This is a genomic window from Staphylococcus cohnii subsp. cohnii (genome assembly GCF_002902365.1).
Taxonomy (GTDB): Bacteria; Bacillota; Bacilli; order Staphylococcales; family Staphylococcaceae; genus Staphylococcus; species Staphylococcus cohnii.
This window is the reverse complement of record NZ_PPQC01000069.1, coordinates 55,489-78,009: the sequence shown is the minus strand read 5'-3', so window position 1 is coordinate 78,009 and position 22,521 is coordinate 55,489. Positions and strand designations below refer to the sequence as shown.

The window sequence follows — 22,521 nt, the reverse complement described above, 5'->3', positions numbered from 1 at the left end:
TAATAATTTTAGCAATATATCTTATTTCAACATATTATTTTTGAATTCCTTACACAACTAACTTAAAATTAATATAATCATATATTTAGGAGGCAGTAAAATGAAGTTACAACAAGTTATAGAATCATTAAAATCACAACAAGCTGACGCAGCATGGATTACTACCCCATTGAACATCTTTTATTTCACAGGCTATTTAAGTGATCCTCATGAACGTTTACTAGCATTATTAATCAAAGAAAATGGCGATCAAGTCCTATTTTGTCCACAATTAGAAGTCGAAGAAGTAAAGGCTTCACCATTTGATGGTGAAATCATTGGTTACCTTGATACAGAAAATGCATTAGATAAGTATCCCTTTACTTTCAATAAAATGTTAGTTGAAGCGGCACATTTAACTGTGCAACGTCAACGTGAATTAATCGCAGCTTTTGATGTAAAAGCGTTCGGTGATATTGATCAAACAATAAAGTCACTACGTAATGTTAAAAGTGACTCTGAAATTGCTAAAATTCGTAAAGCATGTGAACTTGCAGATAAATGTATTGAAATTGGTGCAAGTTTCTTAAAAGAAGGTGTGACAGAACGACAAGTTGTTAATCACATTGAATATGAAATCAAAGCGTATGGCGTAAATGAAATGAGCTTTGATACGATGGTCCTCTTCGGTGATCATGCAGCGTCACCACATGGTATACCTGGTGAACGTCAATTACAAAATAATGAATTCGTATTATTTGATTTAGGTGTCATTTATGAAAATTATTGTAGTGATATGACAAGAACAATTAAATTTGGACAACCTAGCTCAGATGCTCAAAACATATACGATATCGTATTAAAAGCTGAACAAGAGGCAATCGCTGCAATTAAACCTGGTGTAAAAATTAAAGATATAGACGCTATTGCCCGAGGTATTATTACAGATGATGGATACGGAGACTATTTCCCTCATCGACTAGGGCATGGTCTTGGATTAGAAGAGCATGAATATCAAGATGTTTCTAGTACAAATGCAAATGAATTTGTACCAGGGATGGTTGTAACTGTTGAACCTGGCATCTATGTGCCTGGTGTAGCTGGTGTCCGTATTGAAGATGATATTCTCGTAACTGAAAATGGAAATGAAAGTTTGACAGGTTACGAAAAATGATCAAAGAAGCCGTAGTTGAAACAATCCAACAAGTTGAATATGCAATTGAAAATGGCGCAGATCGTGTTGAATTGTGTGATCATTTACATGTCGGAGGAACCACGCCAAGTATAGGAATGGTTGAAATTGCTACTGAAATTTGCAAAGCAAACGACGTAGAAATTGCTGTCATGATTCGTCCACGCGGTGGCGATTTTGTATATAGCCTATATGACTTTGAAATTATGCAGCGAGATATTAAAGCAATTAAATCATTTGATATTGATTATTTTGTATTCGGTTGTTTAACAGATGATAACACATTGAATGAATGGCAAATGAAAACATTAAAACAACTAGCATCGCCGATACCTGTTGTTTGTCATATGGCGTTTGATGAAATACATTTAGAAGGTCAAGTAAAAGCATTACACAAATTAATTGAACTTGGGTTTAGTAGATTACTCACACATGGGGGTCCGACTGACACCAATATTTTTGACAATTTAAATCAACTTGGTAAATTGGTCGTGAATTCAGGAGGAAAGATTGAAATCATGCCTGGTGGCGGTTTAACAAAATCTAATGTTCAAGAACTCATTACTGCATTTCCTTTTCAAGAGGTACATGGTACAAAAATTGTATAACAATAGCATATATACTTTGTGAAAATTTCAATATATAATGGCAACACAATTTCCATAAGACCATTGACAATCCACTTTATAATGCTCTTCACTTAAGTAATTGTTTTAATACAAATATCAAATTTTATATTATATTTTAAAAGCTTATTACGCGTGCACTAAATTTTAATAAATCGTATTAAAACTGAATTTAAAAACTGGTAACCTCTACTATATGGAAGAGATTACCAGTTTTTGTTTGTTATTTTTTATTATTTTAGAGTGCTTTCAACGTTAGAATATGGTAAATTCAAAGCTTTACCAACACCTTTATTGGTTAATACGCCATTAATAGTATTTAAACCTAATGATAAAGGTTCATTATCTTGTAATGCTTTTAAATAACCTTTTCCCGCAATTTGTAATGCATAAGGTAACGTTGCATTATTTAATGCAATAGTAGAAGTACGTGGTACTGCACCAGGCATATTAGCCACAGCATAATGTACAACGCCATGTTTTTTATATGTTGGATCGTCATGTGTTGAAATACGGTCAGTCGTTTCGAAAATACCACCTTGGTCTATAGCAATATCAACGATTACCGAACCGTCTTTCATGGATTTTACCATGTCTTCAGTAACTAGGTTTGGTGCTTTGGCACCAGGAATTAATACCGCACCGATGACTAAGTCACTATTTTTAACACATTCTTCAATATTTAATGGATTAGACATAATTGTGTGTACACGGCCATCAAATAAATCTTCAAGCTCTTGTAAACGCTTAGGGTTAACATCTAAAATTGTTACATCGGCACCTAAACCTAATGCAATTTTAGCAGCATTTGTACCGGCTTGACCGCCGCCGATAATCGTTACGCGACCTTTAGCTACGCCAGGTACACCACCAAGTAAAATACCCATACCGCCTTTATATTTTTGTAAAAATTCAGCACCAATTTGTGCAGACATACGCCCTGCCACTTCACTCATCGGCGTTAATAATGGTAATGTTTTATCTTGCAATTGAACTGTTTCATAAGCAATACCTATTACTTTATTATCTAATAAAGCTTGTGTGAGTTTCTTTTCATTTGCTAAATGTAAATAAGTAAATAGTATTAACCCTTCCTTAAAATATTGGAACTCTTCTTCTAATGGTTCTTTAACTTTCATAACCATATCAACGTTCCATACTTCAGCCGGTACATCACCAATTTTAGCTCCAGCTGTAATATAATCTTCGTCTTCAAAATATGAACCTAAACCAGCAGATTTTTCAACAATAACTGAGTGACCTTGTTCTACTAATGCATGTACGCCACTTGGTGATAAACTCACCCTATTTTCATTGTTTTTAATCTCTTTCGGAATACCTATTATCATTTTATCCACCTCCAAATTTATAGTAACGCGTATTATATGAAAGCGCAATCATAGTTTAGGGTATTTTTACAACATGTATTAAGGCGAATTATGTTAATATTCTGTAAATAGTGGTATAATATAAGCAAGAAGATGAAGGAGGTAATTGTGATGCTAACGTATAAAAATATTTTAATCGCAGTCGATGGATCACATGAAGCTGAATGGGCATTTAATAAAGCTGTAGAAGTTGCAAAACGTAATGATTCAAAACTAACAATCGTAAATGTTATTGATTCAAGAACTTACTCTTCTTATGAAGTTTATGATGCGCAATTTACTGAAAAATCAAAAAACTTCTCTGATGATTTATTAAAAGGTTATAAAGAAGTGGCTACGAATGCTGGTGTTACTGAAGTTGAAACGAGACTAGAATTTGGTTCACCGAAAGCAATCATACCTAAAAAATTAGCTGCTGATGTTGATGCAGATTTAATTATGTGTGGTACATCAGGTTTAAACGCAGTTGAAAGATTTATCGTAGGTTCTGTATCAGAAGCGATTGTGCGTCACTCTCCTTGTGACGTGTTGGTCGTACGTACAGAAGAACTTCCTGAAGATTTCCAACCACAGGTAGCTACAGATGAATTTAGATCCAAGTATCAAGCACATTAACGTTAAAGTACAACTTATTTAATAAAGACATTCAGCTATAGAAAAAAGATAGTTTTACACTGTATATCGTGTAAAACTATCTTTTTTGCTTAATCATCTTCACATCGCCTGTTTAGTTGTTAAGAAATTGTTATATCATCCTTAAATGAGCTTCATATCAAATATGTAAAATAGAATTAAGGCATACCATAAAGGAGTAAATGATATGAACCAATTTAAGAGAATGATGATGGTTAGTTTATCTATTAGTGCTTTTTTTATTTCTGCGTCAACACATACATATGCTTATAACGATGATGTAAAAAATGAAAAAACGGCTTCTCAATTAAAATATATTGACACAAAAACCATCCCTTATAATAAATCATTCAAAAATACAAAAATAGGCGGTCTTTCTGGTATTTCTTATGATGCTAAGTCCAAAAAGTGGCTAATGATTAGCGACGACCGCTCAGAAGAAAATCCTGCTAGGTTTTATGAAGCTCAAATCAATTACAATAAACATAAATTTAACAAAGTGAAATTCACTCAAATGCACTTTTTAACACAACCCAATGGCACAAAATATCCAAGTAAGACATCATTTAAGAAGCACCAACATGATGTTGTAGCTGACCCTGAGTCGATAAGAATTGACCCTTTAAATCATAAACGTCTGCTTTATACAAGTGAAGGCGATCGCGAACTTGGTTTCAATCCATTTATAAGGACAGCTGCTAGAAATGGCACATTTATTAGTAATCTCCAAATCCATACCCCTATTAAAATGGGACATCAGAATAAACATGGATTTAGAAATAACCTTGCGTTAGAAGGTAGCAGTTTTTCCGAAAATGGTAAGTATATTTGGACTTCTATGGAAGCACCTTTACTTCAAGATGATCAATTACCAACCATAAAATCAAGCGCTAAAACACGCCTAACAAAATATAATCGTCAAGGTGATGTTATTTCAGAAAAGCCTTATAATCTAGATCCAATTTCAAAAAAACCAGGAAAAAACAAAGATGCTGAAAATGGAATAGCTGAAATTTTAACATTGAATAAAAAGGAATTACTTGTACTTGAGCGTGCCAGTGTTCAAGATAAAAATAACAATTTCAAAAATTATATACGTATTTATAAAATTGATAGCACAAGCGGAACAGATACTAAAAATATCAAATCACTGCAAAAGAACCATGTTACACCTGTTAAAAAACAATTAATTGCAAATCTTAATGCGCAAGACATCGGACATATTGACAACATAGAAGGTATGTCTTTTGGTCCAAAATTGCCAAATGGTCACGACAGTTTAGTTCTTATATCAGATAATAACTTTAATCAAAAACAACAAACGAACCTTACTGCATTTGAAATAAAACCTTAAGAATTGCAAAAAACAGCTTTTATTTTTGGAATTTATATATGTCTATTTAAATTAAAGGTAACTAGGCAGATAACATATAAATTATAGAGATTTTGCATCGTGCTGACGCCCGGGGAAATGATATGGACGAGAGACTACAGGCTCGAGCCATATCCCCAGGCAAGCATGCACGATCAAAATCGTAATATTTCAAATATAAATAGGGCCAATCCACATTAAGGATTGGCCCTATTATTTATAAGCTAGATATTTATATCATAGATTTTAATTTTTAAACATTGTTTTATATCTTAAACTATGTCATAACCTATCGTGCATTTTAAACTATCATACTTTTGATTTCAAATTTATTCAAGATTACCAAATTTAACTACATCACGTGCAATCATTACCTCTTCATTTGTAGGAATAACAATAACTTTTACAGGAGAATGTGGATAGTTAATGAAACCTTCTTCACCATGAATTGCTTCATTTTTCTTAGCATCCCAATAAACACCCATAAATTCTAAACCTTCTAAAACTTTTGCTCTAACAGGGTCAGAGTTCTCACCTACGCCTGCAGTAAAGATAATTACATCTACGCCGTGCATACGTGTCGCATAAGAACCAATATATTTATGAATTCTTGATGCAAATACATCTAATGCTAATTGCGCACGTTCTTTACCTGCTTTTGCTTCATCAATAATATCTCTTAAATCACTTGAAGTACCAGAAATACCTAACAAACCAGATTCCTTATTTAATGTATTCAGAACTTCTTCAGCATTTTTTCCAGTTTTTTCCATAATAAATGGTATTAGGGCAGGGTCAATATTCCCTGAACGCGTACCCATAGTAACACCAGCTAGTGGTGTGAATCCCATAGAAGTATCAACAGATTCTCCACCATCAATTGCAGCAATAGATGCTCCGTTACCGATATGACATGAAATCATGCGTAATTCTTCGATCGGTTTGCCTAAAATTTCAGCAGCGCGTTGTGATACATATTTATGACTTGTTCCGTGGAATCCGTATTTACGAATACCATAATCTTCATAATATTGGTATGGTAAGCTGTATAAATAAGATTTCTCTGGCATTGTTTGATGGAATGAAGTATCAAAAATAGCTACATGTGGAATTTCTGGTAATAATTTGCGAAAAGCACGAATGCCCATTAAATTTGCAGGGTTGTGTAATGGTGCTAGTTCACTTAATGACTCAATTTGTTCCTCAACTTCATCTGTAACATATACTGAATTTGGGAATAATTCGCCACCATGTACGACACGATGACCTGTGCCATCGATATCATAAATGCTATCAATCACACCATGTTTTTTGAAGCTTTCCAACATAATATTAACCGCTTGTTCGTGGTCTGCAATATCTAAAGTTGATTTGTGTTTTTCTCCGCCTACCTCAATAGTAAATACAGAATCTTTTAATCCAATACGTTCAATAAGTCCTTTAGTAATAATTTTTTCTTCCGGCATTTCAATAAGTTGAAATTTCAATGATGAACTACCAGCGTTAATAGCCAAAATTAATTTTGACATAGCATAATGCCTCCAATTTAAATTAAGTTTTTTTATATCCATATCTATTTAATCATTAATACAGTAAGAATTCAAGAATATTACAGTTTAATTTTCAGGATGATTTTCCATCATCCAAGCATTTAAATCTTGTAAAAAACCTTGAAATTGTTGAGGGCTTTTGAAATCAGGTATATTAGCTAACAGAACCTCTACAGGCTTTGTTACATTAGTTTCTTTTTTCTGTAGAATGAGTATCGATTTACGCGCTTTTTCATTTTTAAACAGTGTAGATGGCAAGTTTAGAAAAGCTTGCATTTCTGTTTCTGTTGCAATGAAATTTTGTAACTGTTTCACATTCGTACCTTCAAATAAATTACTAGGTACTACTAAAAACGCATAACCTGATGCTTTTAATGCAGTTACTGCTTGTTCAATTAATAAATAGTGAGAAAAACTATGTCCTTCTTCAAAACCTAAATCCATTTCTTTACTTCTATCATCCACTGGATAATATCCTATTGGTAAATCACCAATCACAACATCTGCGTCTTCAAAAGGAAGTGGCATGATAGCATCTTGGGGATAAACATCAAATGGAATTTCTAAAAAGTTTGCCAAATGTACACTTACACGCGATAATACTGGATCGACTTCAACAAGATGATGCATAACTGTATGTTCAGTTAATACTTCATGTACAGAAGCGCTCAAATGTCCAGCCCCACTCGCAATATCTGCGACATGAAATGCTTCTTTGTTTTTTAAAAAATGCTCGGCAAGGAAACCTAGAATCATTCCAATTGAATCAGGAGTAATTTGATGATTTGCTTGAATATCTTCTTTTTGCATTAAATTTAAATAAGCAAATTGAAATGCTTTACGTCTATCTTGTAACGTAGCTTGTTCCAGCAATGATCTTTGATTCGTATAAATATTTTCCATTGCAAGACCTAAATTTTCTATGAAACTTTGACCATTCTCTTCATTTAAAGATTTGGTTTTTTCATCAAGTGCCTTAAATAATTGTTCCATTACTGTTTCTTCTTGTGCCATTTAAAAGTCCTTTCTAAAAAAACTGCCCATAATTTAATTGAAACTAAGTCAGTACCCTAACTTATATTACCAAATAATTATGGACAGTTTAATTTATAATGTCAACGATACTGTTTTATGAGTTTTACTAGTATAATCATGTGACAATATTATATAATTTATAGACTACGATAAGCTTCTAATGCAGCATCAAAGTCTGGGAAATTTGTGCCTTCAGAAACAATTTCAGTATAAACAACTTTATTGTTTTTATCTAAAACGAAAACAGAACGTGCTAATAAACGTAATTCTTCCATAACAACACCGTACGTTTTACCAAAAGATAAGTTTCTGTGATCACTCAATGTGATTACATTTTCTAATCCATTTGACGCACACCATCTTTTTTGTGCAAATGGTAAGTCTGCTGAAATTGTTAAAACTACACCATCTTCTTTAGCAGCTTCTTCATTAAATTTACGTGTTTGTTGGTCACAAACACCTGTATCTATAGACGGAACAACGCTAATTAATTTTTTTTGTCCGTCATAAGTTTCTAAATTAACTTCATTTAAATCATTATCTAAAACAGTAAAATCTGGCGCATATTCTCCTTTTTTTACTTGTGAACCGTATAGTGTTACTGGTTCTTGTTTGAATGTAATTTGTGCCATGTTGCACGCCTCCTATTAAATAGTTCTTACTACAATAGTATACCCATCTATTGTCTCAAAATAAACTCATAGATTACTAAAGTTTACTTTTATTTTTTTAAATAAAATAATTTTTCGAATTTATTTCTGATTACGACCGTGTCAGCGAAGATATCATGAATACCTCTGTGTTTATTTGTAAACAAAGTAACTAAGTAAGGTAAATTAAATAACACGCCATTTATAATACGTCCAATCCACTCTCTAAATAATACATCTGACCATGTAAGGGATTGACGATCTATCCGTTCTACCCGAATATTACAAATCATTTTACCTATCGTTTGTTTGAAAAATTTGGTTAATAATACAAAGTATAGATAAAATACCAGCGCATCTAAAAGATGACCTAGGCTAAAATATTCAATCCATAACTTAATTTCATCTATATGTGTAAAATGATATATCGGTTTCAATATCAGTCCACGTATACCAAATATAATGAGTAAATCAATAATAAAACTCCAAAACCTTATACCAAAACCTGCATATACAGACTGTGCTAATTGTTTTTGATACATTGCTTCTATATCAGATTTATCATTTTCTGGAGTTGTTTGTAATGTTTGTTCATTTGTATACTGCTCCATTTTATACACCTAACCTTTATATAGATACATAGGTTCAGCTTCTGTATCATTGCTTATAATTGATTTCAAATCACTTAATTCATTTTTGAATTGATCTAGTGTTGATTTAGTTGAATAAATAGAACTAAACCAGCCTTCGTCTGCACTATATTTAAACACTTCTGCATCCTTTGCTTTTATGTCATTCTTAAGTGCTTTTAACGCATTATCATTATAACCAATTTCATCAATCAGTCCGTTCTTTTCAGCTTGTTGTGCACTATAAATACGTCCATCAGCTAACTTTTCAACCTTTTTCTCTGGCATATCTCTACCTTCTGCAACAATATTAATAAATCTTTGATAACTATCATCTAATACAGATTGCAGGATATCTTTTTCCTCATTAGTCATTTCTCGAGAGCTACTCATAATGTCTTTATGCTCACCTGATTTAATGACATTTTCCTTAATGCCTAGTTTTTCTTGTAATCCAGAATAATCAACATTTGACATAATAACGCCAATGGACCCAGTAGTAGATTGAGGGCCAGCATATATTTTATCGGCAGGGGCTGAAATATAATATCCACCAGATGCAGCCATCGCATCCATATGTACATAAACTTTTTTATGTTTTTGTTTTATTTCTTCAATTTTTTTATAAATTTCATCACTTGGGTATGTACCTCCGCCAGGTGTATTAACGGTTAATAAAACACCTTTTATCGAGCTATCTTTTTTCACTTTATCCAACTGTTTGAGAAATGCTTCATGATTATAACCAGAGCTTCCAAACAATCCTTCACCAGTACCTTCACTAATTTCACCATTTAAAGTTAGGTGTACAATGCGTTTTGAACTGTCACCTTCTGATTCTACCGTTTCAGTAAAAGGATCCATTTCTGACATGCCATCTTCACTAAAAAGCGAAGATATCACAGTAGATATCGAACTCATAACAATACCACCAAGCACGATTATTACGGCAAGTACTATTGCTATTATTCTCTTTTTCGACATAACGTATTCACTCCCAGAATATTTTTTCAATCGTTCCAAATACAATTTAAACATAATCAATTAAACAATGTATACCTTTATAAGAAAAATAAAATAAGAGGAAGATCTGAGTGGTATAGAAAACTAATCGTTTTAAAATGAAAAAAGCTGAGACATTTTTGTCTCAGCAACATACACACACCCGAATACCATTGAAGTATTACAGTTTTATTTTTAATGTAATCAATTGATTAATTGCATAATATAATCGTAAGCATTTTTAATAATCAAAATAGCAGTTACTACGATAAATAAAGTTTTTACATAACTGACACCTTTTTTAATTGCGAAAGTCGCCCCAACATACGATCCGCAAATCATACTTACTGCCATAATCAAACCATAAAAATAGTCAACTTGATCTAATATCATAAACAAAATTAAAGCACCTAAGTTAGAAGCAAAATTTAATACTTTTGCATTGCCAGCAGCACCTAAAAAATCAAAACCGAACATAAGTAGAATAAAAAGCATAAATGAGCCAGTGCCGCCACCTAAAAAACCATCATAAAATCCAATGAGCGACATAATACTTACAAATAAAATTGCTTTACCAAATGTCAATTTTGTATATGTACGTACATTGCCCCAATCTTTTTTCACCAATGTATAAATCATGACTAACGTCAAAATAATGATAACCAGTGGTTTTAAAAGCTCGGCGGGTAGAAATGTGGCTACACTCGCGCCACAAATTGCCAAAATAAATACAAATGGAAATAACTTTCCTACTATCTTCAAATCGACATTACCCGATCTCAAGAAACGAAATGCACTTGTAAGTGAACCAAATGAACTTGCTAATTTATTTGTACCCAAAGCGACAGCTGGTGGCATACCTACAGCTAATAATGCCGGAATAGAAATTAAACCGCCGCCACCTACAACAGCATCAATAAACGCTGCTAAAAACCCTAGAAGTATAATTATAAGAACGATCGAAATATCCCAATCTAGCATAATTCCATCCCCTGTCTGTTTTATTCTTATGTCTGATTAGCTAATGTTGTTTGTATGGAATTGAATATTCATAATAAAAATTAAAATAAATCATCTGCCAGTGCTTGCGTTTCAGTATCTTTTTCACTTTGATAGTCTGGCGTAATTGTTAATGTTTCTATTTGTTCAAATGCTTCCTGTACAAGTGGTTCAAAATCATACACTGTTTCAAATTTTTCCACCTTTTCAATATCTGGCTCCGTCACAGGATTTTTAGGTGTAAAGATTGTACAACAGTCTTCATATGGTTGGATAGATACGTCAAATGTGCCAATTTCTTTAGCTTTCTTCACAATGTCTTCTTTATCTAATGTTAAAAGCGGTCGTAAAATTGGTGTAGACGTCACATGATTGATAGCATACATACTCTTAAGGGTTTGACTTGCAACCTGCCCTAAATTCTCTCCATTTACTATGGCATGTCCTTCAATATCATGCACAAGCTTGTCCGCTACTCTCATCATCATTCTACGTGTTGAAGTCATCGTATAACGCTCATGTACCACTTTGTTAATTTGTTTTTGTAAAGCAGTGAATGGCACGATATGCAATTTTATAGGGCCTACATGAGTGGACATGATTCTTGTAAGTTCAATTACTTTATCCTTAGCCTTTTCACTTGTAAATGGTGGACTATGAAAATGAATGGCTTCTACAGTAACACCTCTTCTCATAACTTCAATACCAGCTACTGGAGAATCTATACCTCCAGATAACATAAGTAATGTCTTACCGCCTGTACCGACTGGTAATCCACCAGATCCAGCAATCACTTTATCATATACATAAATAGCGTCTAATCGAACCTCTACTTTAATCGTATGGTTCGGGTTATGTACGTCTACTGTTAGGTTATCAGTAGCGTTTAACACTGTACCACCGAGTTCTTTTTGCAATTGATAGGTATCAAACGGAAAATTTTTATCTGAACGTTTGACATCAATCTTAAATGTATCTCCATGTGCATAACCTTGTGCAAATTTTACTGCTATATCACGTACTGCTTCCATTGTTTTATCAATTTTCAATACAGGACTGATAGAATAAATACCAAATACTTTTTCTAGTCGACGACACATTTCTTCAATATCTGCACCTTCATACAATTCAATGTACATTCTATCTCTATTGGCTTTGACGTTATATCCTTGCAGTGGCATTAATGCACGCTTGACATTCGAACGTAATTTATTAACAAACATTTTACGGTTAGCACCTTTTAAAGTCAACTCACCATATCTCACTAAAATGTGATCATAAATCATATTAACAACTCCTTCACTTCTTCATATACAAGCTTAAATTTCTCTTTAAAATCACGGATATCTTCAGCGGTAGTGTTGGCACCCATCGATATTCTAATACTGCCTTCTATTTGCTTTTTTGGAATATCCATTGCTAAAAGTACCTCGTTCAATGAAGCTTTTTTGGATGAACACGCACTTGTAGTAGAAAGCATAATATCATTTTTTGAAAATGCATTTACTAAAACCTCGCCTTTCACACCCGGAAAGCCAATATTCAAAATATGTGGTGATGCACCGTTAGGAGAATTAACTTTCACTCCAGTAAATCCACTTAAAAATCTTATAATTTCCTGATTGAACTCACTTAGTTTTTCATACAGTTGCGTACTTTCTTTAGCAGCGACTTTCAAAGCCTTTACGATAGCTATATCAATAGGAAGATTGACTGTGCCACTTCTAAGTCCATACTCTTGACCGCCACCATGCACAATGGGCTCAATTTGGTGTAAATTACGAACAAATAAAAGACCTTGGCCTTTTAAGCCATGAAATTTATGGCCGCTTAAACTCAGTGTGTCAGCAGCTTCAAAATTCAAAGCAATTTTACCTATTGCTTGTACTGCATCGACATGTAAATGTGCTTTAGGGTATTGATGAACAATTTTTGACACTGCTTCGACAGGTTGAATTTGTCCCATAATATTATTGACATGCATACAAGTCACGAGTGCTACATTGTCTGACATTAACGATTCCAAATGTTCTAAATCAATTTGTCCATCTTTTGTAATATTTACATATCTTATTTCGAACCCTTCAGTTTCCAGCGAACGTACCACCTCTAAAACAGAAGGATGTTCTAAAACAGAGGTGATTATGACATTTGCAAATGCCTTTTTCTTGTAAGCAATTCCTTTAATTGCAATATTATTCGATTCAGTTGCACCACTTGTAAATACAATATCAAAATCTTTTTCTAATTTAAATAGCGCTTTGATTTGATCTTTTGATTGTTGTAATAACTGCTCTGCTTGTATACCTGCTTTATGTGGACTATTTGGATTAAAATATAACGACTCATTTACTTTTAAATAGGTATCTAATACGTCTTGTCTTGGTTTTGTTGTCGCTGCATTATCAAGATAAATCAATATTTTCACTCCAATTGTATATCATTTTATATTTTTAAACGTTTCATATTTATATTTTATATCAACATTTTATTTCATATTTTAAAGTTTCCCTTTTAGCATTATACTCGCTTTTATTAAAAAGAAAAGAGAGTTAAAATAGAAATTGGTTTTTAAAATATAATTTCTTCATCACTATCGAAATAAATTTTTGAATGACCATTAAATATTAATAATCTATTAATGCGAACTTCTACGTCCAACAAATTTTTTGAGGCTGGAACATAAAAATGTTCCAGCCTCAAAAAAGATTACTGTTATTTAATTGATAACTTGTGATTCAATTTGTTTTGTAACGCCTGGTTCTACACTTTCAAGCGCTTGTTCAGATATTTCAATTGATCGTTTATAACGATTGTTTTTAAATAAACGTTCCGCTTCGTTAAGACTTTTATCAATATTTGAACTTTCTTTACGATAACGGTTACCGTATTCGATCAATTTTTCAGCATAAACTGCATTAACGAGGACATCTGTAGCTTCATCTTCAAATTTATTCATTTGTAAGACTACTTTAGATACTTTATCTTTAAGTTGTTTTACATGAATCGGTCTTACACTGAATTTTTTATTTACTTCACGCACTTCGTAATCTATTTCATTTTTCATAATGATGAATCTTTCAGGTACACTTGGTAAATTTGATGCCAAGAGTTTTCTATAAACTTCTTCTTTTTTACTTTGTACACGCAAGATATTTTCCTCTGCTTCTGCTTCATCTTCGCGAAGTTGAATTAAATGATTTTGTAATTTTTCCTGTTTTTCATTGATAACATCAACATGTTCTGCGATATATTTCAAGTTATCTTGAACTTCGCTATATCTTACAGCTGACTTTGCCATTTCTTGTAGAATTTCATCATAAACTGAAATCATACTCTGAATTTCATTTTCAAACTGTCTGACGTTTTGAACATCACTTTCATTTATATAATAATTTTCACGCACATATTCAATTTCAGTTTGTAATGTATAATTCATTTCTTTAGCTCTAAATAAATTATCTGTGATGACTTCTTTTGTTTCTTCTACTTCATTTTTTGCTTTCACTTCATGTTCGATTAATTCATACATTTCATCTAGACGATCATTGATACTATTTAATTTATCATTTGCTTCGTCTAATTCTAATCTACTAATCATCGGTTCTACGAAACTCAATTCTGTTTTAAGCGTCTGTAATGAGCTATCAATTTTGACATGGTCTAAATCATAACCCTCGACCTTCAAATCGCGACAACCATATTTTAAATCTTGGAATTGACCTGGTAATTCCTTTTGTGCTTCTCTAATTAATTCAGGAATTTCATCCATATCTTTTTTAAGATAATTCATATCTTCATTAAGTGTTTTGATGTGATCATACGCTTGGTTATAATTGCCGTCTTCTTTTAGTGTTTCGTATGTTTCCATCTCTGGAACAAAAGTTTCAATTTCTTGTTCTAATGGAGCAGCCGCTTCACCGAATTGATGTCTATTGGCTAACACATCACGCTTCATTTCACGATAATCCACCTTACATTCTTCATATAGGTGGTCACTTTCTTTATGTAGATTTAAAATGTTTTCAATATTTGAATTAAGTTCGTTGTAGTTTTCTTCATATTTATCCATTAGTTCATAAGCTTCATCAATCTCAGTTTGAGCTTGTGAAAACTTAAATTTATCAAGTAATCCTTCCGCTTGATGAATTTTTTCTTCTACTGGCAATAAATATTGATTTTTACTATCTAATGCATTTTGTTTTAAACTGTTATAAGTCGTTTTTGTTTCCCCAGTTAAAGTTAGCTCAGATAATTGAGATAGACTTTCATCATAGGGTAATTGTTCTACTTTTGATTTACGCGTTTCAGCCTTTTCAATCATTTGACTTTTGTTGGAACGCATATAGAATAATATACCGACAATAATCAGTATAATGACAATAATTGCTAAAATGACATACAATACCATATGTTTTCTCCTCCTATTTTATCACTATTCATTATAACGTAAGATACCTACCCATTAAAGAGAAAATGAGTGAATCATCTCAATTATTTAAAATTAATCATAAGTTCATTCTCACCTAAATCATATGTATAACGATATTTTGAAAAACTTCTAAAATCTATTGATTGATTACTATTAAAACAGTCTTTATAATAAATGAAAAGTAAAAAGTGAGGTTTTTTATGCTAGAGGTCACTGAAACAAATTATGATTTATTACAAAAACAAGTTGCAGGTTTAATTGAAGATGAGTCAAATATGATTGCTATCCTAAGCAATGTATCTGCATTATTAAATGACTCAATAGATCAAATTAACTGGATTGGCTTTTATTTAATAGAAGATAACGAATTGATTCTCGGACCATTTCAAGGACATCCTGCTTGTGTACATATCGCAATTGGTAAAGGGGTATGTGGTACTGCTGTTGCCCAAGATAAAACACAATTAGTAGAAGACGTCAATGCATTTCCTGGTCATATTGCCTGCGATGCTAACAGTAAATCTGAAATTGTAGTACCTATTCATAAGGATAATAATGTAATAGGTGTTTTAGATATAGATGCACCAATCACAAATCGTTTTAATAATGAAGATAAACAAGGATTAGAAGCGATTGTAAAAATCATTGAACAACAATTATCATAAATTTTATGTTTAGCTGTCACAAACAAACGCAAAGTCGACTATTGACAGATTAATATATCATGGTACAATGTTCTTTGTGTGAATAAACGAAATTAGCAGTTGTATATTAATTGGCGCTATGTTGTTCCCAAAGTGGGCGTGCCGTGTAACCGTAGCTATGAGGCGAGGACACATAAAACAATATATCCAATTAAGCATGCAACACTCTTTTTTGTTTTTTCATAACAATAAAAGAGAAAAAGGAGGAGTCAATTTATGGCTCGATTCAGAGGTTCAAACTGGAAAAAATCTCGTCGCTTAGGTATTTCTTTAAGTGGCACAGGTAAAGAATTAGAAAAACGTCCATACGCACCAGGACAACATGGTCCTAATCAACGTAAAAAAATGTCAGAGTATGGTTTACAATTACGTGAGAAACAAAAATTACGTTATTTATATGGCATGACTGAAAGACAATTCCGTAACACATTCGAAATCGCTGGTAACCAACATGGTGTACACGGTGAAAACTTCATGCAATTACTTGCTGCACGTTTAGATGCAGTTGTATATTCATTAGGTTTAGCTCGTACACGTCGTCAAGCACGTCAAATCGTTAACCACGGTCATATCGAAGTTGATGGTAAACGTGTTGACATTCCGTCATACACACTTAAACCTGGTCAAGAAGTTTCAGTACGTGAAAAATCTGCTAAATTAGATATCATTGCTGAATCTGTTGAAATCAACAACTTTGTACCTGATTACTTAGAATTTGATGCAGATAACTTAAAAGGTAAATTCATTCGTATTCCTGAACGTAGTGAATTACCAGCTGAAATCAATGAACAACTTATCGTTGAGTACTACTCAAGATAATAAGTTTCATACTCAAACACCGACAAATTTTTTGTCGGTGTTTTTTTATTTCTCCATGCTAATTTATATGCAATGAGTCATTATGCTATCATTTCAGTGCTAAAGCTTAATAAATTTCGCTATATTAAAAGTTTTTTTTATGTTTGCCACTGATTCAATCAATGTTAAAGAAAGATATAACATCTCCTCTCTACGCCCCTTCAATTTTACTTTTTACTTCACTTTGTTTATATTTAGTAAAAAGGAGTGTTATCATTGAAAATCAGAGCTTTAGAAGAAACAGATTTAGACTTTGTACATCATTTGAATAATGAATATTCCATTATGTCTTATTGGTTTGAAGAACCATATCAATCTCTAAGTGAATTACAATCACTCTACAAAAAACATCTATTAGATGAATCTGAAAGAAGATTTATTATCGAAAATGATTCTGAACGTATCGGAGTCGTTGAATTAGTAGAAATTGATTTTATACATAGCAATTGTGAAATTCAAATTATCGTGGATGAAGGATATGGTGGTAAAGGATATGCCTCACAAGCATTTAAAATGGCTATAGATTATGCTTTTTTAGTGTTAAATCTTCATAAAATATATTTATTTGTAGACGTTACGAACGAAAAAGCTGTACATATTTACCAAAAACAAAACTTTAAAATCGAAGGTACCTTACAAGAACATTTCTATACACGAGGAAAATATAATGATTGCCATGTAATGGGGCTTTTGAAAGATGATTGGATTAAACAACAAAAATAAACGTATAAACCGCCACTTCTCACTTTTTGAGTTAGTGGCGGTTATGCATGTGCTTTAGCTCAACTAATCCTGAAAACTAAGCTATCTTCCCTTGTCAGACTGAATGTAAAAAATTACTTCGATGTCTATACCCTGTCAATTTTGACAATATATTCCAATTTAAATCTATACATTAACAGAGCGGATAAAGTGACACCACAAACTTTTATTTAAAACTAATCATTGGCTTAACAAAATAAACGATGTGGCTTGTCAGAAATAAGACCATCGACACCAATACGGATCAGTTTTATCGCTTGGCTTTTTTCATTAACGGTATAAGGCATTACTTTCAATCCATAGTCATGTGCCTTCTTCATAAACGCTTCCGTCACTAATGAATAGTGCGGATTAACATAGTCAGCATATTCAGCTATTTTTTTAAAAGATGGCATTTTATACCAATATCGTTTTTTGCTAATTAAAACACCTAATCGATAACCATAATGTTGCAGATATAGTTGTTTTATAAAATTTTGATCAAATGATTGAATAATCACTTGATTTTTATTTAGCTCATATTGATTTAGTTTATCTATTAAATCATTTTCAATACCAGGATAATTTTTAGGTTGTTTCATTTCTATTAATAATAACTGAGGCGATGATTTGATTAATGTTAGTACTTCATTTAATGTCGGCAATGTTTGTTTTGTATATCTTGGATTACTATTTATACCATAATCAAATCTTCTTAAATCATAAAGTGTTTGTTCTTTAACTTTTCCACTACCATCGGATGTTCTGTCAATAGAATCATCATGTAACACAACTAACTGACCATCCCGCGTTTTATGTAAATCTATCTCTAACATATCTGCATTACTTTGAAGGGCAGCTTGAATTGCAATGATAGTATTTTCTGGATAGTCCATTGCCAAGCCACGATGTGCAACTAACATTATGTGATGGTCTTCGAATTCAAATGACATAAAAAGTGTCCTCCCCTTTCAATATTAAGTAGAATCATCTAAACTTAAGTTATCATAAAAACATTGGAGGTCAAAGCAATGGTCCAACATCAATTTAAAGTAACTACAAAATGGGCAGATGGGCGTGAATCAGTCGGTAAATTATCAGGTGATATTTTAGATGAACAAATATCTATCCCAGCAGGTCTGGGTGGAAATGGAACTGGTACGAATCCTGATGAATTACTAGTTTCAGCAGCATCGTCTTGTTATATCATTTCCCTTGCAGCTGTATTAGAACGCTCAGGTTTTACACAGATAGATATCCAACAATCAACAATTGGATTTGCTATATTTGAAAATGCTAAATTTAAAATGGACACGATTACACATTATCCTGAAATAAAAGTGGATACAACTCAGAAAGAACAATTAAAAAAGAAATTACCAAAGTTACTAAAGATTGCAGACAATAATTGTATGATTTCAAATTCTATAAGAGGCAATGTCGACGTCAAAATAGAGCCTATACTAAAATAATTTTGCAATCATTTTATGTATGACGGAATATGATTATAATAACAATGTATGCCCTTACATATTATTTGAAATTTGAATATATTAAATAATTCTAAATTTTTACACTTTTATATTTTCTGAAAATTTGCTAAACTTGACAATCATAAGCATTGGGGGAATTACACATGAAATATTATCATCCTTTGTTACTTACACCAGGACCTACACCTGTACCAGAACATATATTACACGCTACACAATTACCAATGGTCGGACATCGATCAAGTGATTTTGAAACAATCGCAGAACAAGCTTTTAAATCACTTAAACCTATCTTTGGTTCTAAAAATGAGGTTATGATACTTACTTCAAGTGGTACAAGCGTACTTGAAGCAAGTATGCTAAATATAGCAAACCCAGATGATGACATTGTTATTATTGTTTCTGGTGCATTTGGCAATAGATTTAAACAAATAGCAGAGACTTATTACGATAATGTACATATATTTGAAGTTGAATGGGGTCAAGCAGTTAATGTTCCTGATTTTATCAACTTCTTAAAATCTTTAAACACTGATATCACAGCAGTCTTCAGCCAATATTGTGAAACTTCTACAGCTGTATTACATCCTATACATGAACTAGGTAAAGCATTAAGCGACTTTGATTCATCGATTTATTTTGTTGTTGATGGAGTCAGCTGCATTGGAGCTGTTGATGTAGATTTAGACCGTGATTATATCGATGTCCTTGTTTCAGGTAGTCAAAAGGCAATTATGCTGCCACCTGGTCTTGGATTTGTAGCTTATAATAATCGTGCAAAAGAGCGATTTAACGAAGTAGTAACGCCTAGATTTTATTTAGATTTAAATAAATATTTAAAATCATTGTCTGAGCATTCAACACCTTTCACACCTAATGTTTCTTTATTTAGAGGTGTGAACGCATACGCCGAACTAATCAATGCAGAAGGATTAAATCAAGTTGTAGCAAGACACTATGCGATAAGAGATGGATTAAGACAAGCATTGAGAGCATTAGATTTGGAGTTATTGGTCCAAGATGCTTATGCATCTCCTACTGTCACTGCGTTTATTCCAAAATCTAAAGATGAACTGAACTATATTAAAAATGAATTAAAAAATAGATTTGCCATTACAATTGCTGGTGGTCAAGGTCATTTAAAAGGCCAAATATTACGTATCGGCCACATGGGTCAAATATCACCATTTGATATTTTACAAGTTGTATCAGCTTTAGAAATACTATTGTCAGAATTTAGAAATGAATCTTATGTTGGAAAAGCTATCACACAATATATGGAGGTCGTAAAAGCGTATGTATAAAATTTTAGTTTCAGATCCAATTTCACCAGATGGTTTAAAAAATTTAACAGATCATAGCGATTTTAATGTCGACATTCAAACTGATTTGAATGAAACAGAATTAGCTGAAATTATTCCTAACTATGAGGGGCTAATTGTACGAAGCCAAACCCAAGTTACATCTAATATCATTGCTGCTGCACCAAACTTAAAAGTCATCGCACGTGCAGGCGTTGGTGTGGATAATATTGATGTAGAAGCTGCTACTAAGCATGGTGTTATCGTTATTAATGCACCTGACGGGAATACAATTTCTGCTACAGAACATTCAATGGCAATGATTTTATCCATGGCACGTAACGTCCCTCAAGCCCACCAATCATTAAAAAACGGAAAATGGGATCGTAAAGCGTATAGAGGAACTGAACTTTATAACAAAACATTAGGTGTCATTGGTGCTGGGAGAATTGGAATTGGTGTAGCAAAACGTGCACAAAGTTTTGGCATGAACATACTTGCTTTTGATCCTTATCTGTCAGAAGACAAAGCTAAAGAACTTAATGTAACTCGTGCTACAGTTGATGAAATTGCTGAACAAGCAGATTTTGTAACAGTGCATACCCCACTAACACCAAAAACAAGAGGTATTGTAGATAAAGCATTTTTTGAAAAAGCAAAACCGACCCTTCAAATTATCAATGTTGCGCGCGGAGGTATCATTGATGAAGATGCGCTTGTCGAAGCATTAGATACTGATCAAATTCAAGGTGCTGCAATTGATGTATTTGAAAGCGGACCTGCAACTGAATCACCACTTGTTGCGCATGACAAAATAATTGTCACACCACACTTAGGTGCATCTACTGTTGAAGCACAAGAAAAAGTTGCAGTTTCTGTTGCCAATGAAATCATAGACATATTTGAACATGGTAATGTCGTTAATGCAATTAACGCACCAAAAATGTCCTTCAATGAAATTAATGATGAATTAAAGCCGTATATTGAATTAAGTAAATTAACTGGTGAAGTAGGTATTCAATTATTGGAAAAAGCCCCTCGTGAGTTACAAATTAAATATAAAGGGGATATCGCACTTGATGATACAAGTTTACTTACGAGAACTCTTGTATCAGGTGTATTACGCCAAGATTTAGCGGAACGTGTCAATTTAATAAATGCCTTAGTGTTACTAAATGAGCAAGGTGTATCATATAATATTGAAAAAGATACCAAACATCGTGGATTTAGTAATTATATTGAATTAACTTTAATTAATAAAGACACACAAATTAAAATTGGTGCCACTGTACTAAATGGCTATGGCCCAAGAATCGTACGTATTAATGAATACCCTGTTGATTTCAAACCCGAAAAGCATCAACTGGTTATCAATCATAACGATAGACCAGGTATCGTAGGACATACAGGTCAAATATTAGGCGAATACAATATTAATATCGCTTCTATGCATTTAGGACGCACAAACCAAGGTGGTAATGCGTTGATGATTTTATCGATTGATCATCCTGTAACACAAGATGTAATCGATGCTTTGTATGAAATTGAAGGATTTAATCTAATAAGAAGTGTAGAGTTAGATGTTGCAGTAAGTGAAAATTATAATATTTAACAATAATAAGCTGAAAGGACAACAAAACGATTGTTCTTTCAGCTTTATTTATCTAAATACTTTTAATCCAAACTTTTATTAACCGCCCTATTCATTTTAATATTAACGAGTTTAGGAGATAAATCCCCATTCTCAAAATTAGAGGACCAATCCTTAATATGAATTGGTCCTCTTTATATTTAAAATCTTACGATTTTGACTGTGCATGCTTGCCTGGGATATGGCTCGAGCCTGTAGTCTCTCGTTCATATCTTTCACCTAGGCGTCAGCACAATGCAAAATCGTTTGGAATATTTCTCAAGAAACTAAAACAAAGACTCATTTC

Annotated in this window: 21 protein-coding genes; 10 read left to right on the top strand and 11 right to left on the bottom strand. The window is 32.7% G+C overall.

All coding sequences use genetic code 11. The features are described from left to right. Positions 1 to 100: 100 nt before the first annotated feature. The gene (locus tag CD032_RS12725) at positions 101 to 1,153 is read left to right on the top strand and encodes a M24 family metallopeptidase (protein ID WP_103211530.1); all 1,053 of its coding nucleotides are present in this window, start codon (positions 101 to 103) and stop codon (positions 1,151 to 1,153) included. Further along, positions 1,150 to 1,779 carry a copper homeostasis protein CutC gene (locus CD032_RS12720; protein ID WP_103211529.1) on the top strand — a complete coding sequence of 210 codons (630 nt, stop codon included), beginning with the start codon at positions 1,150 to 1,152 and terminating at the stop codon, positions 1,777 to 1,779. The genes CD032_RS12725 and CD032_RS12720 overlap by 4 nt, the downstream gene beginning before the upstream one ends. Before the next feature lie 251 nt (positions 1,780 to 2,030). On the opposite strand, the gene ald is transcribed toward CD032_RS12720, so the two are convergent. Further along, positions 2,031 to 3,146, bottom strand: a complete 1,116-nt coding sequence (ald, locus tag CD032_RS12715) for an alanine dehydrogenase (protein ID WP_019468611.1) — start codon at positions 3,144 to 3,146, stop codon at positions 2,031 to 2,033. 150 nt (positions 3,147 to 3,296) lie between these two features. On the opposite strand from ald, the gene CD032_RS12710 reads away from it, so the two are divergent. Continuing rightward, entirely contained in the window at positions 3,297 to 3,800 is a 504-nt protein-coding gene (locus tag CD032_RS12710) for a universal stress protein (protein ID WP_019468610.1), read from the top strand. A 205-nt stretch (positions 3,801 to 4,005) separates the two neighbouring features. Then, positions 4,006 to 5,172, top strand: a complete 1,167-nt coding sequence (locus CD032_RS12705) for an esterase-like activity of phytase family protein (protein ID WP_019468609.1) — start codon at positions 4,006 to 4,008, stop codon at positions 5,170 to 5,172. Between the two features lie 347 nt (positions 5,173 to 5,519). On the opposite strand, the gene CD032_RS12700 is transcribed toward CD032_RS12705, so the two are convergent. The 9 genes from CD032_RS12700 to ezrA all read right to left on the bottom strand — a co-directional run bounded on the left by CD032_RS12700 (position 5,520) and on the right by ezrA (position 15,466). After that, a complete protein-coding gene (locus tag CD032_RS12700; RefSeq protein ID WP_019468608.1) occupies positions 5,520 to 6,719 on the bottom strand; it encodes an acetate kinase in 1,200 nt (399 codons plus the stop codon). A gap of 87 nt (positions 6,720 to 6,806) precedes the next feature. Then, positions 6,807 to 7,754 (bottom strand): class I SAM-dependent methyltransferase, encoded by a 948-nt coding sequence (locus CD032_RS12695; RefSeq protein ID WP_103211528.1) that lies wholly within the window; start codon positions 7,752 to 7,754, stop codon positions 6,807 to 6,809. 158 nt (positions 7,755 to 7,912) lie between these two features. Beyond that, on the bottom strand, positions 7,913 to 8,407 hold the full coding sequence (gene tpx / locus CD032_RS12690; protein ID WP_019468606.1) for a thiol peroxidase: 495 nt from the start codon (positions 8,405 to 8,407) through the stop codon (positions 7,913 to 7,915). An 89-nt stretch (positions 8,408 to 8,496) separates the two neighbouring features. After that, positions 8,497 to 9,036 (bottom strand): RDD family protein, encoded by a 540-nt coding sequence (locus tag CD032_RS12685; RefSeq protein WP_019468605.1) that lies wholly within the window; start codon positions 9,034 to 9,036, stop codon positions 8,497 to 8,499. A 9-nt stretch (positions 9,037 to 9,045) separates the two neighbouring features. Further along, a complete protein-coding gene (gene sppA, locus CD032_RS12680; protein ID WP_019468604.1) occupies positions 9,046 to 10,038 on the bottom strand; it encodes a signal peptide peptidase SppA in 993 nt (330 codons plus the stop codon). A 222-nt stretch (positions 10,039 to 10,260) separates the two neighbouring features. Continuing rightward, positions 10,261 to 11,037, bottom strand: a complete 777-nt coding sequence (locus CD032_RS12675) for a sulfite exporter TauE/SafE family protein (protein WP_019468603.1) — start codon at positions 11,035 to 11,037, stop codon at positions 10,261 to 10,263. A gap of 80 nt (positions 11,038 to 11,117) precedes the next feature. Further along, on the bottom strand, positions 11,118 to 12,341 hold the full coding sequence (gene thiI / locus CD032_RS12670; protein ID WP_019468602.1) for a tRNA uracil 4-sulfurtransferase ThiI: 1,224 nt from the start codon (positions 12,339 to 12,341) through the stop codon (positions 11,118 to 11,120). Then, entirely contained in the window at positions 12,338 to 13,474 is a 1,137-nt protein-coding gene (locus CD032_RS12665; RefSeq protein ID WP_019468601.1) for a cysteine desulfurase family protein, read from the bottom strand. Before CD032_RS12665 ends, thiI begins: the two co-directional genes overlap by 4 nt. A gap of 300 nt (positions 13,475 to 13,774) precedes the next feature. Further along, a complete protein-coding gene (ezrA, locus tag CD032_RS12660; protein WP_103211527.1) occupies positions 13,775 to 15,466 on the bottom strand; it encodes a septation ring formation regulator EzrA in 1,692 nt (563 codons plus the stop codon). Between the two features lie 221 nt (positions 15,467 to 15,687). Here ezrA and CD032_RS12655 point away from each other — a divergent pair, with 221 nt between their 5' ends. From CD032_RS12655 to CD032_RS12640, 3 genes are all read left to right on the top strand, one after another. Beyond that, positions 15,688 to 16,152 carry a free L-methionine (R)-S-oxide reductase MsrC gene (locus CD032_RS12655; protein WP_019468599.1) on the top strand — a complete coding sequence of 155 codons (465 nt, stop codon included), beginning with the start codon at positions 15,688 to 15,690 and terminating at the stop codon, positions 16,150 to 16,152. Positions 16,153 to 16,407: 255 nt separating this feature from the next. Further along, on the top strand, positions 16,408 to 17,010 hold the full coding sequence (gene rpsD / locus CD032_RS12645) for a 30S ribosomal protein S4 (protein WP_019468598.1): 603 nt from the start codon (positions 16,408 to 16,410) through the stop codon (positions 17,008 to 17,010). Positions 17,011 to 17,265: 255 nt separating this feature from the next. Further along, positions 17,266 to 17,772, top strand: a complete 507-nt coding sequence (locus CD032_RS12640) for a GNAT family N-acetyltransferase (protein ID WP_019468597.1) — start codon at positions 17,266 to 17,268, stop codon at positions 17,770 to 17,772. A 227-nt stretch (positions 17,773 to 17,999) separates the two neighbouring features. Here the strand turns inward: CD032_RS12640 and CD032_RS12635 are convergent, their stop codons facing one another. Continuing rightward, positions 18,000 to 18,743 (bottom strand): glycerophosphodiester phosphodiesterase, encoded by a 744-nt coding sequence (locus CD032_RS12635; RefSeq protein ID WP_071562238.1) that lies wholly within the window; start codon positions 18,741 to 18,743, stop codon positions 18,000 to 18,002. Positions 18,744 to 18,821: 78 nt separating this feature from the next. Between CD032_RS12635 and CD032_RS12630 the strand changes: the two genes are divergently transcribed. The 3 genes from CD032_RS12630 (at position 18,822) to serA (ending at position 22,196) form a co-directional block, all read left to right on the top strand. Further along, on the top strand, positions 18,822 to 19,262 hold the full coding sequence (locus CD032_RS12630; RefSeq protein ID WP_019468595.1) for an SACOL1771 family peroxiredoxin: 441 nt from the start codon (positions 18,822 to 18,824) through the stop codon (positions 19,260 to 19,262). A 164-nt stretch (positions 19,263 to 19,426) separates the two neighbouring features. After that, positions 19,427 to 20,587: a pyridoxal-phosphate-dependent aminotransferase family protein gene (locus tag CD032_RS12625; protein ID WP_019468594.1), complete on the top strand. Its 1,161-nt coding sequence runs from the start codon at positions 19,427 to 19,429 to the stop codon at positions 20,585 to 20,587. After that, positions 20,580 to 22,196, top strand: a complete 1,617-nt coding sequence (gene serA, locus CD032_RS12620) for a phosphoglycerate dehydrogenase (protein ID WP_019468593.1) — start codon at positions 20,580 to 20,582, stop codon at positions 22,194 to 22,196. Before CD032_RS12625 ends, serA begins: the two co-directional genes overlap by 8 nt. Positions 22,197 to 22,521 lie beyond the last annotated feature (325 nt).

Excerpts from the sequence above, each read along its gene's own strand:
- CD032_RS12675 (WP_019468603.1), bottom strand. The coding sequence starts at position 11,037 with ATGCTAGATTGGGATATTTCGATCGTTCTTATAATTATACTTCTAGGG.
- serA (WP_019468593.1), top strand. The coding sequence starts at position 20,580 with ATGTATAAAATTTTAGTTTCAGATCCAATTTCACCAGATGGTTTAAAA.
- CD032_RS12725 (WP_103211530.1), top strand. The coding sequence starts at position 101 with ATGAAGTTACAACAAGTTATAGAATCATTAAAATCACAACAAGCTGAC.
- CD032_RS12695 (WP_103211528.1), bottom strand. The coding sequence starts at position 7,754 with ATGGCACAAGAAGAAACAGTAATGGAACAATTATTTAAGGCACTTGAT.
- ald (WP_019468611.1), bottom strand. The coding sequence starts at position 3,146 with ATGATAATAGGTATTCCGAAAGAGATTAAAAACAATGAAAATAGGGTG.
- thiI (WP_019468602.1), bottom strand. The coding sequence starts at position 12,341 with ATGATTTATGATCACATTTTAGTGAGATATGGTGAGTTGACTTTAAAA.
- CD032_RS12700 (WP_019468608.1), bottom strand. The coding sequence starts at position 6,719 with ATGTCAAAATTAATTTTGGCTATTAACGCTGGTAGTTCATCATTGAAA.
- CD032_RS12710 (WP_019468610.1), top strand. The coding sequence starts at position 3,297 with ATGCTAACGTATAAAAATATTTTAATCGCAGTCGATGGATCACATGAA.
- ezrA (WP_103211527.1), bottom strand. The coding sequence starts at position 15,466 with ATGGTATTGTATGTCATTTTAGCAATTATTGTCATTATACTGATTATT.
- CD032_RS12705 (WP_019468609.1), top strand. The coding sequence starts at position 4,006 with ATGAACCAATTTAAGAGAATGATGATGGTTAGTTTATCTATTAGTGCT.
- CD032_RS12685 (WP_019468605.1), bottom strand. The coding sequence starts at position 9,036 with ATGGAGCAGTATACAAATGAACAAACATTACAAACAACTCCAGAAAAT.
- CD032_RS12655 (WP_019468599.1), top strand. The coding sequence starts at position 15,688 with ATGCTAGAGGTCACTGAAACAAATTATGATTTATTACAAAAACAAGTT.
- CD032_RS12630 (WP_019468595.1), top strand. The coding sequence starts at position 18,822 with ATGGTCCAACATCAATTTAAAGTAACTACAAAATGGGCAGATGGGCGT.
- CD032_RS12625 (WP_019468594.1), top strand. The coding sequence starts at position 19,427 with ATGAAATATTATCATCCTTTGTTACTTACACCAGGACCTACACCTGTA.
- CD032_RS12635 (WP_071562238.1), bottom strand. The coding sequence starts at position 18,743 with ATGTCATTTGAATTCGAAGACCATCACATAATGTTAGTTGCACATCGT.
- sppA (WP_019468604.1), bottom strand. The coding sequence starts at position 10,038 with ATGTCGAAAAAGAGAATAATAGCAATAGTACTTGCCGTAATAATCGTG.
- rpsD (WP_019468598.1), top strand. The coding sequence starts at position 16,408 with ATGGCTCGATTCAGAGGTTCAAACTGGAAAAAATCTCGTCGCTTAGGT.
- CD032_RS12720 (WP_103211529.1), top strand. The coding sequence starts at position 1,150 with ATGATCAAAGAAGCCGTAGTTGAAACAATCCAACAAGTTGAATATGCA.
- tpx (WP_019468606.1), bottom strand. The coding sequence starts at position 8,407 with ATGGCACAAATTACATTCAAACAAGAACCAGTAACACTATACGGTTCA.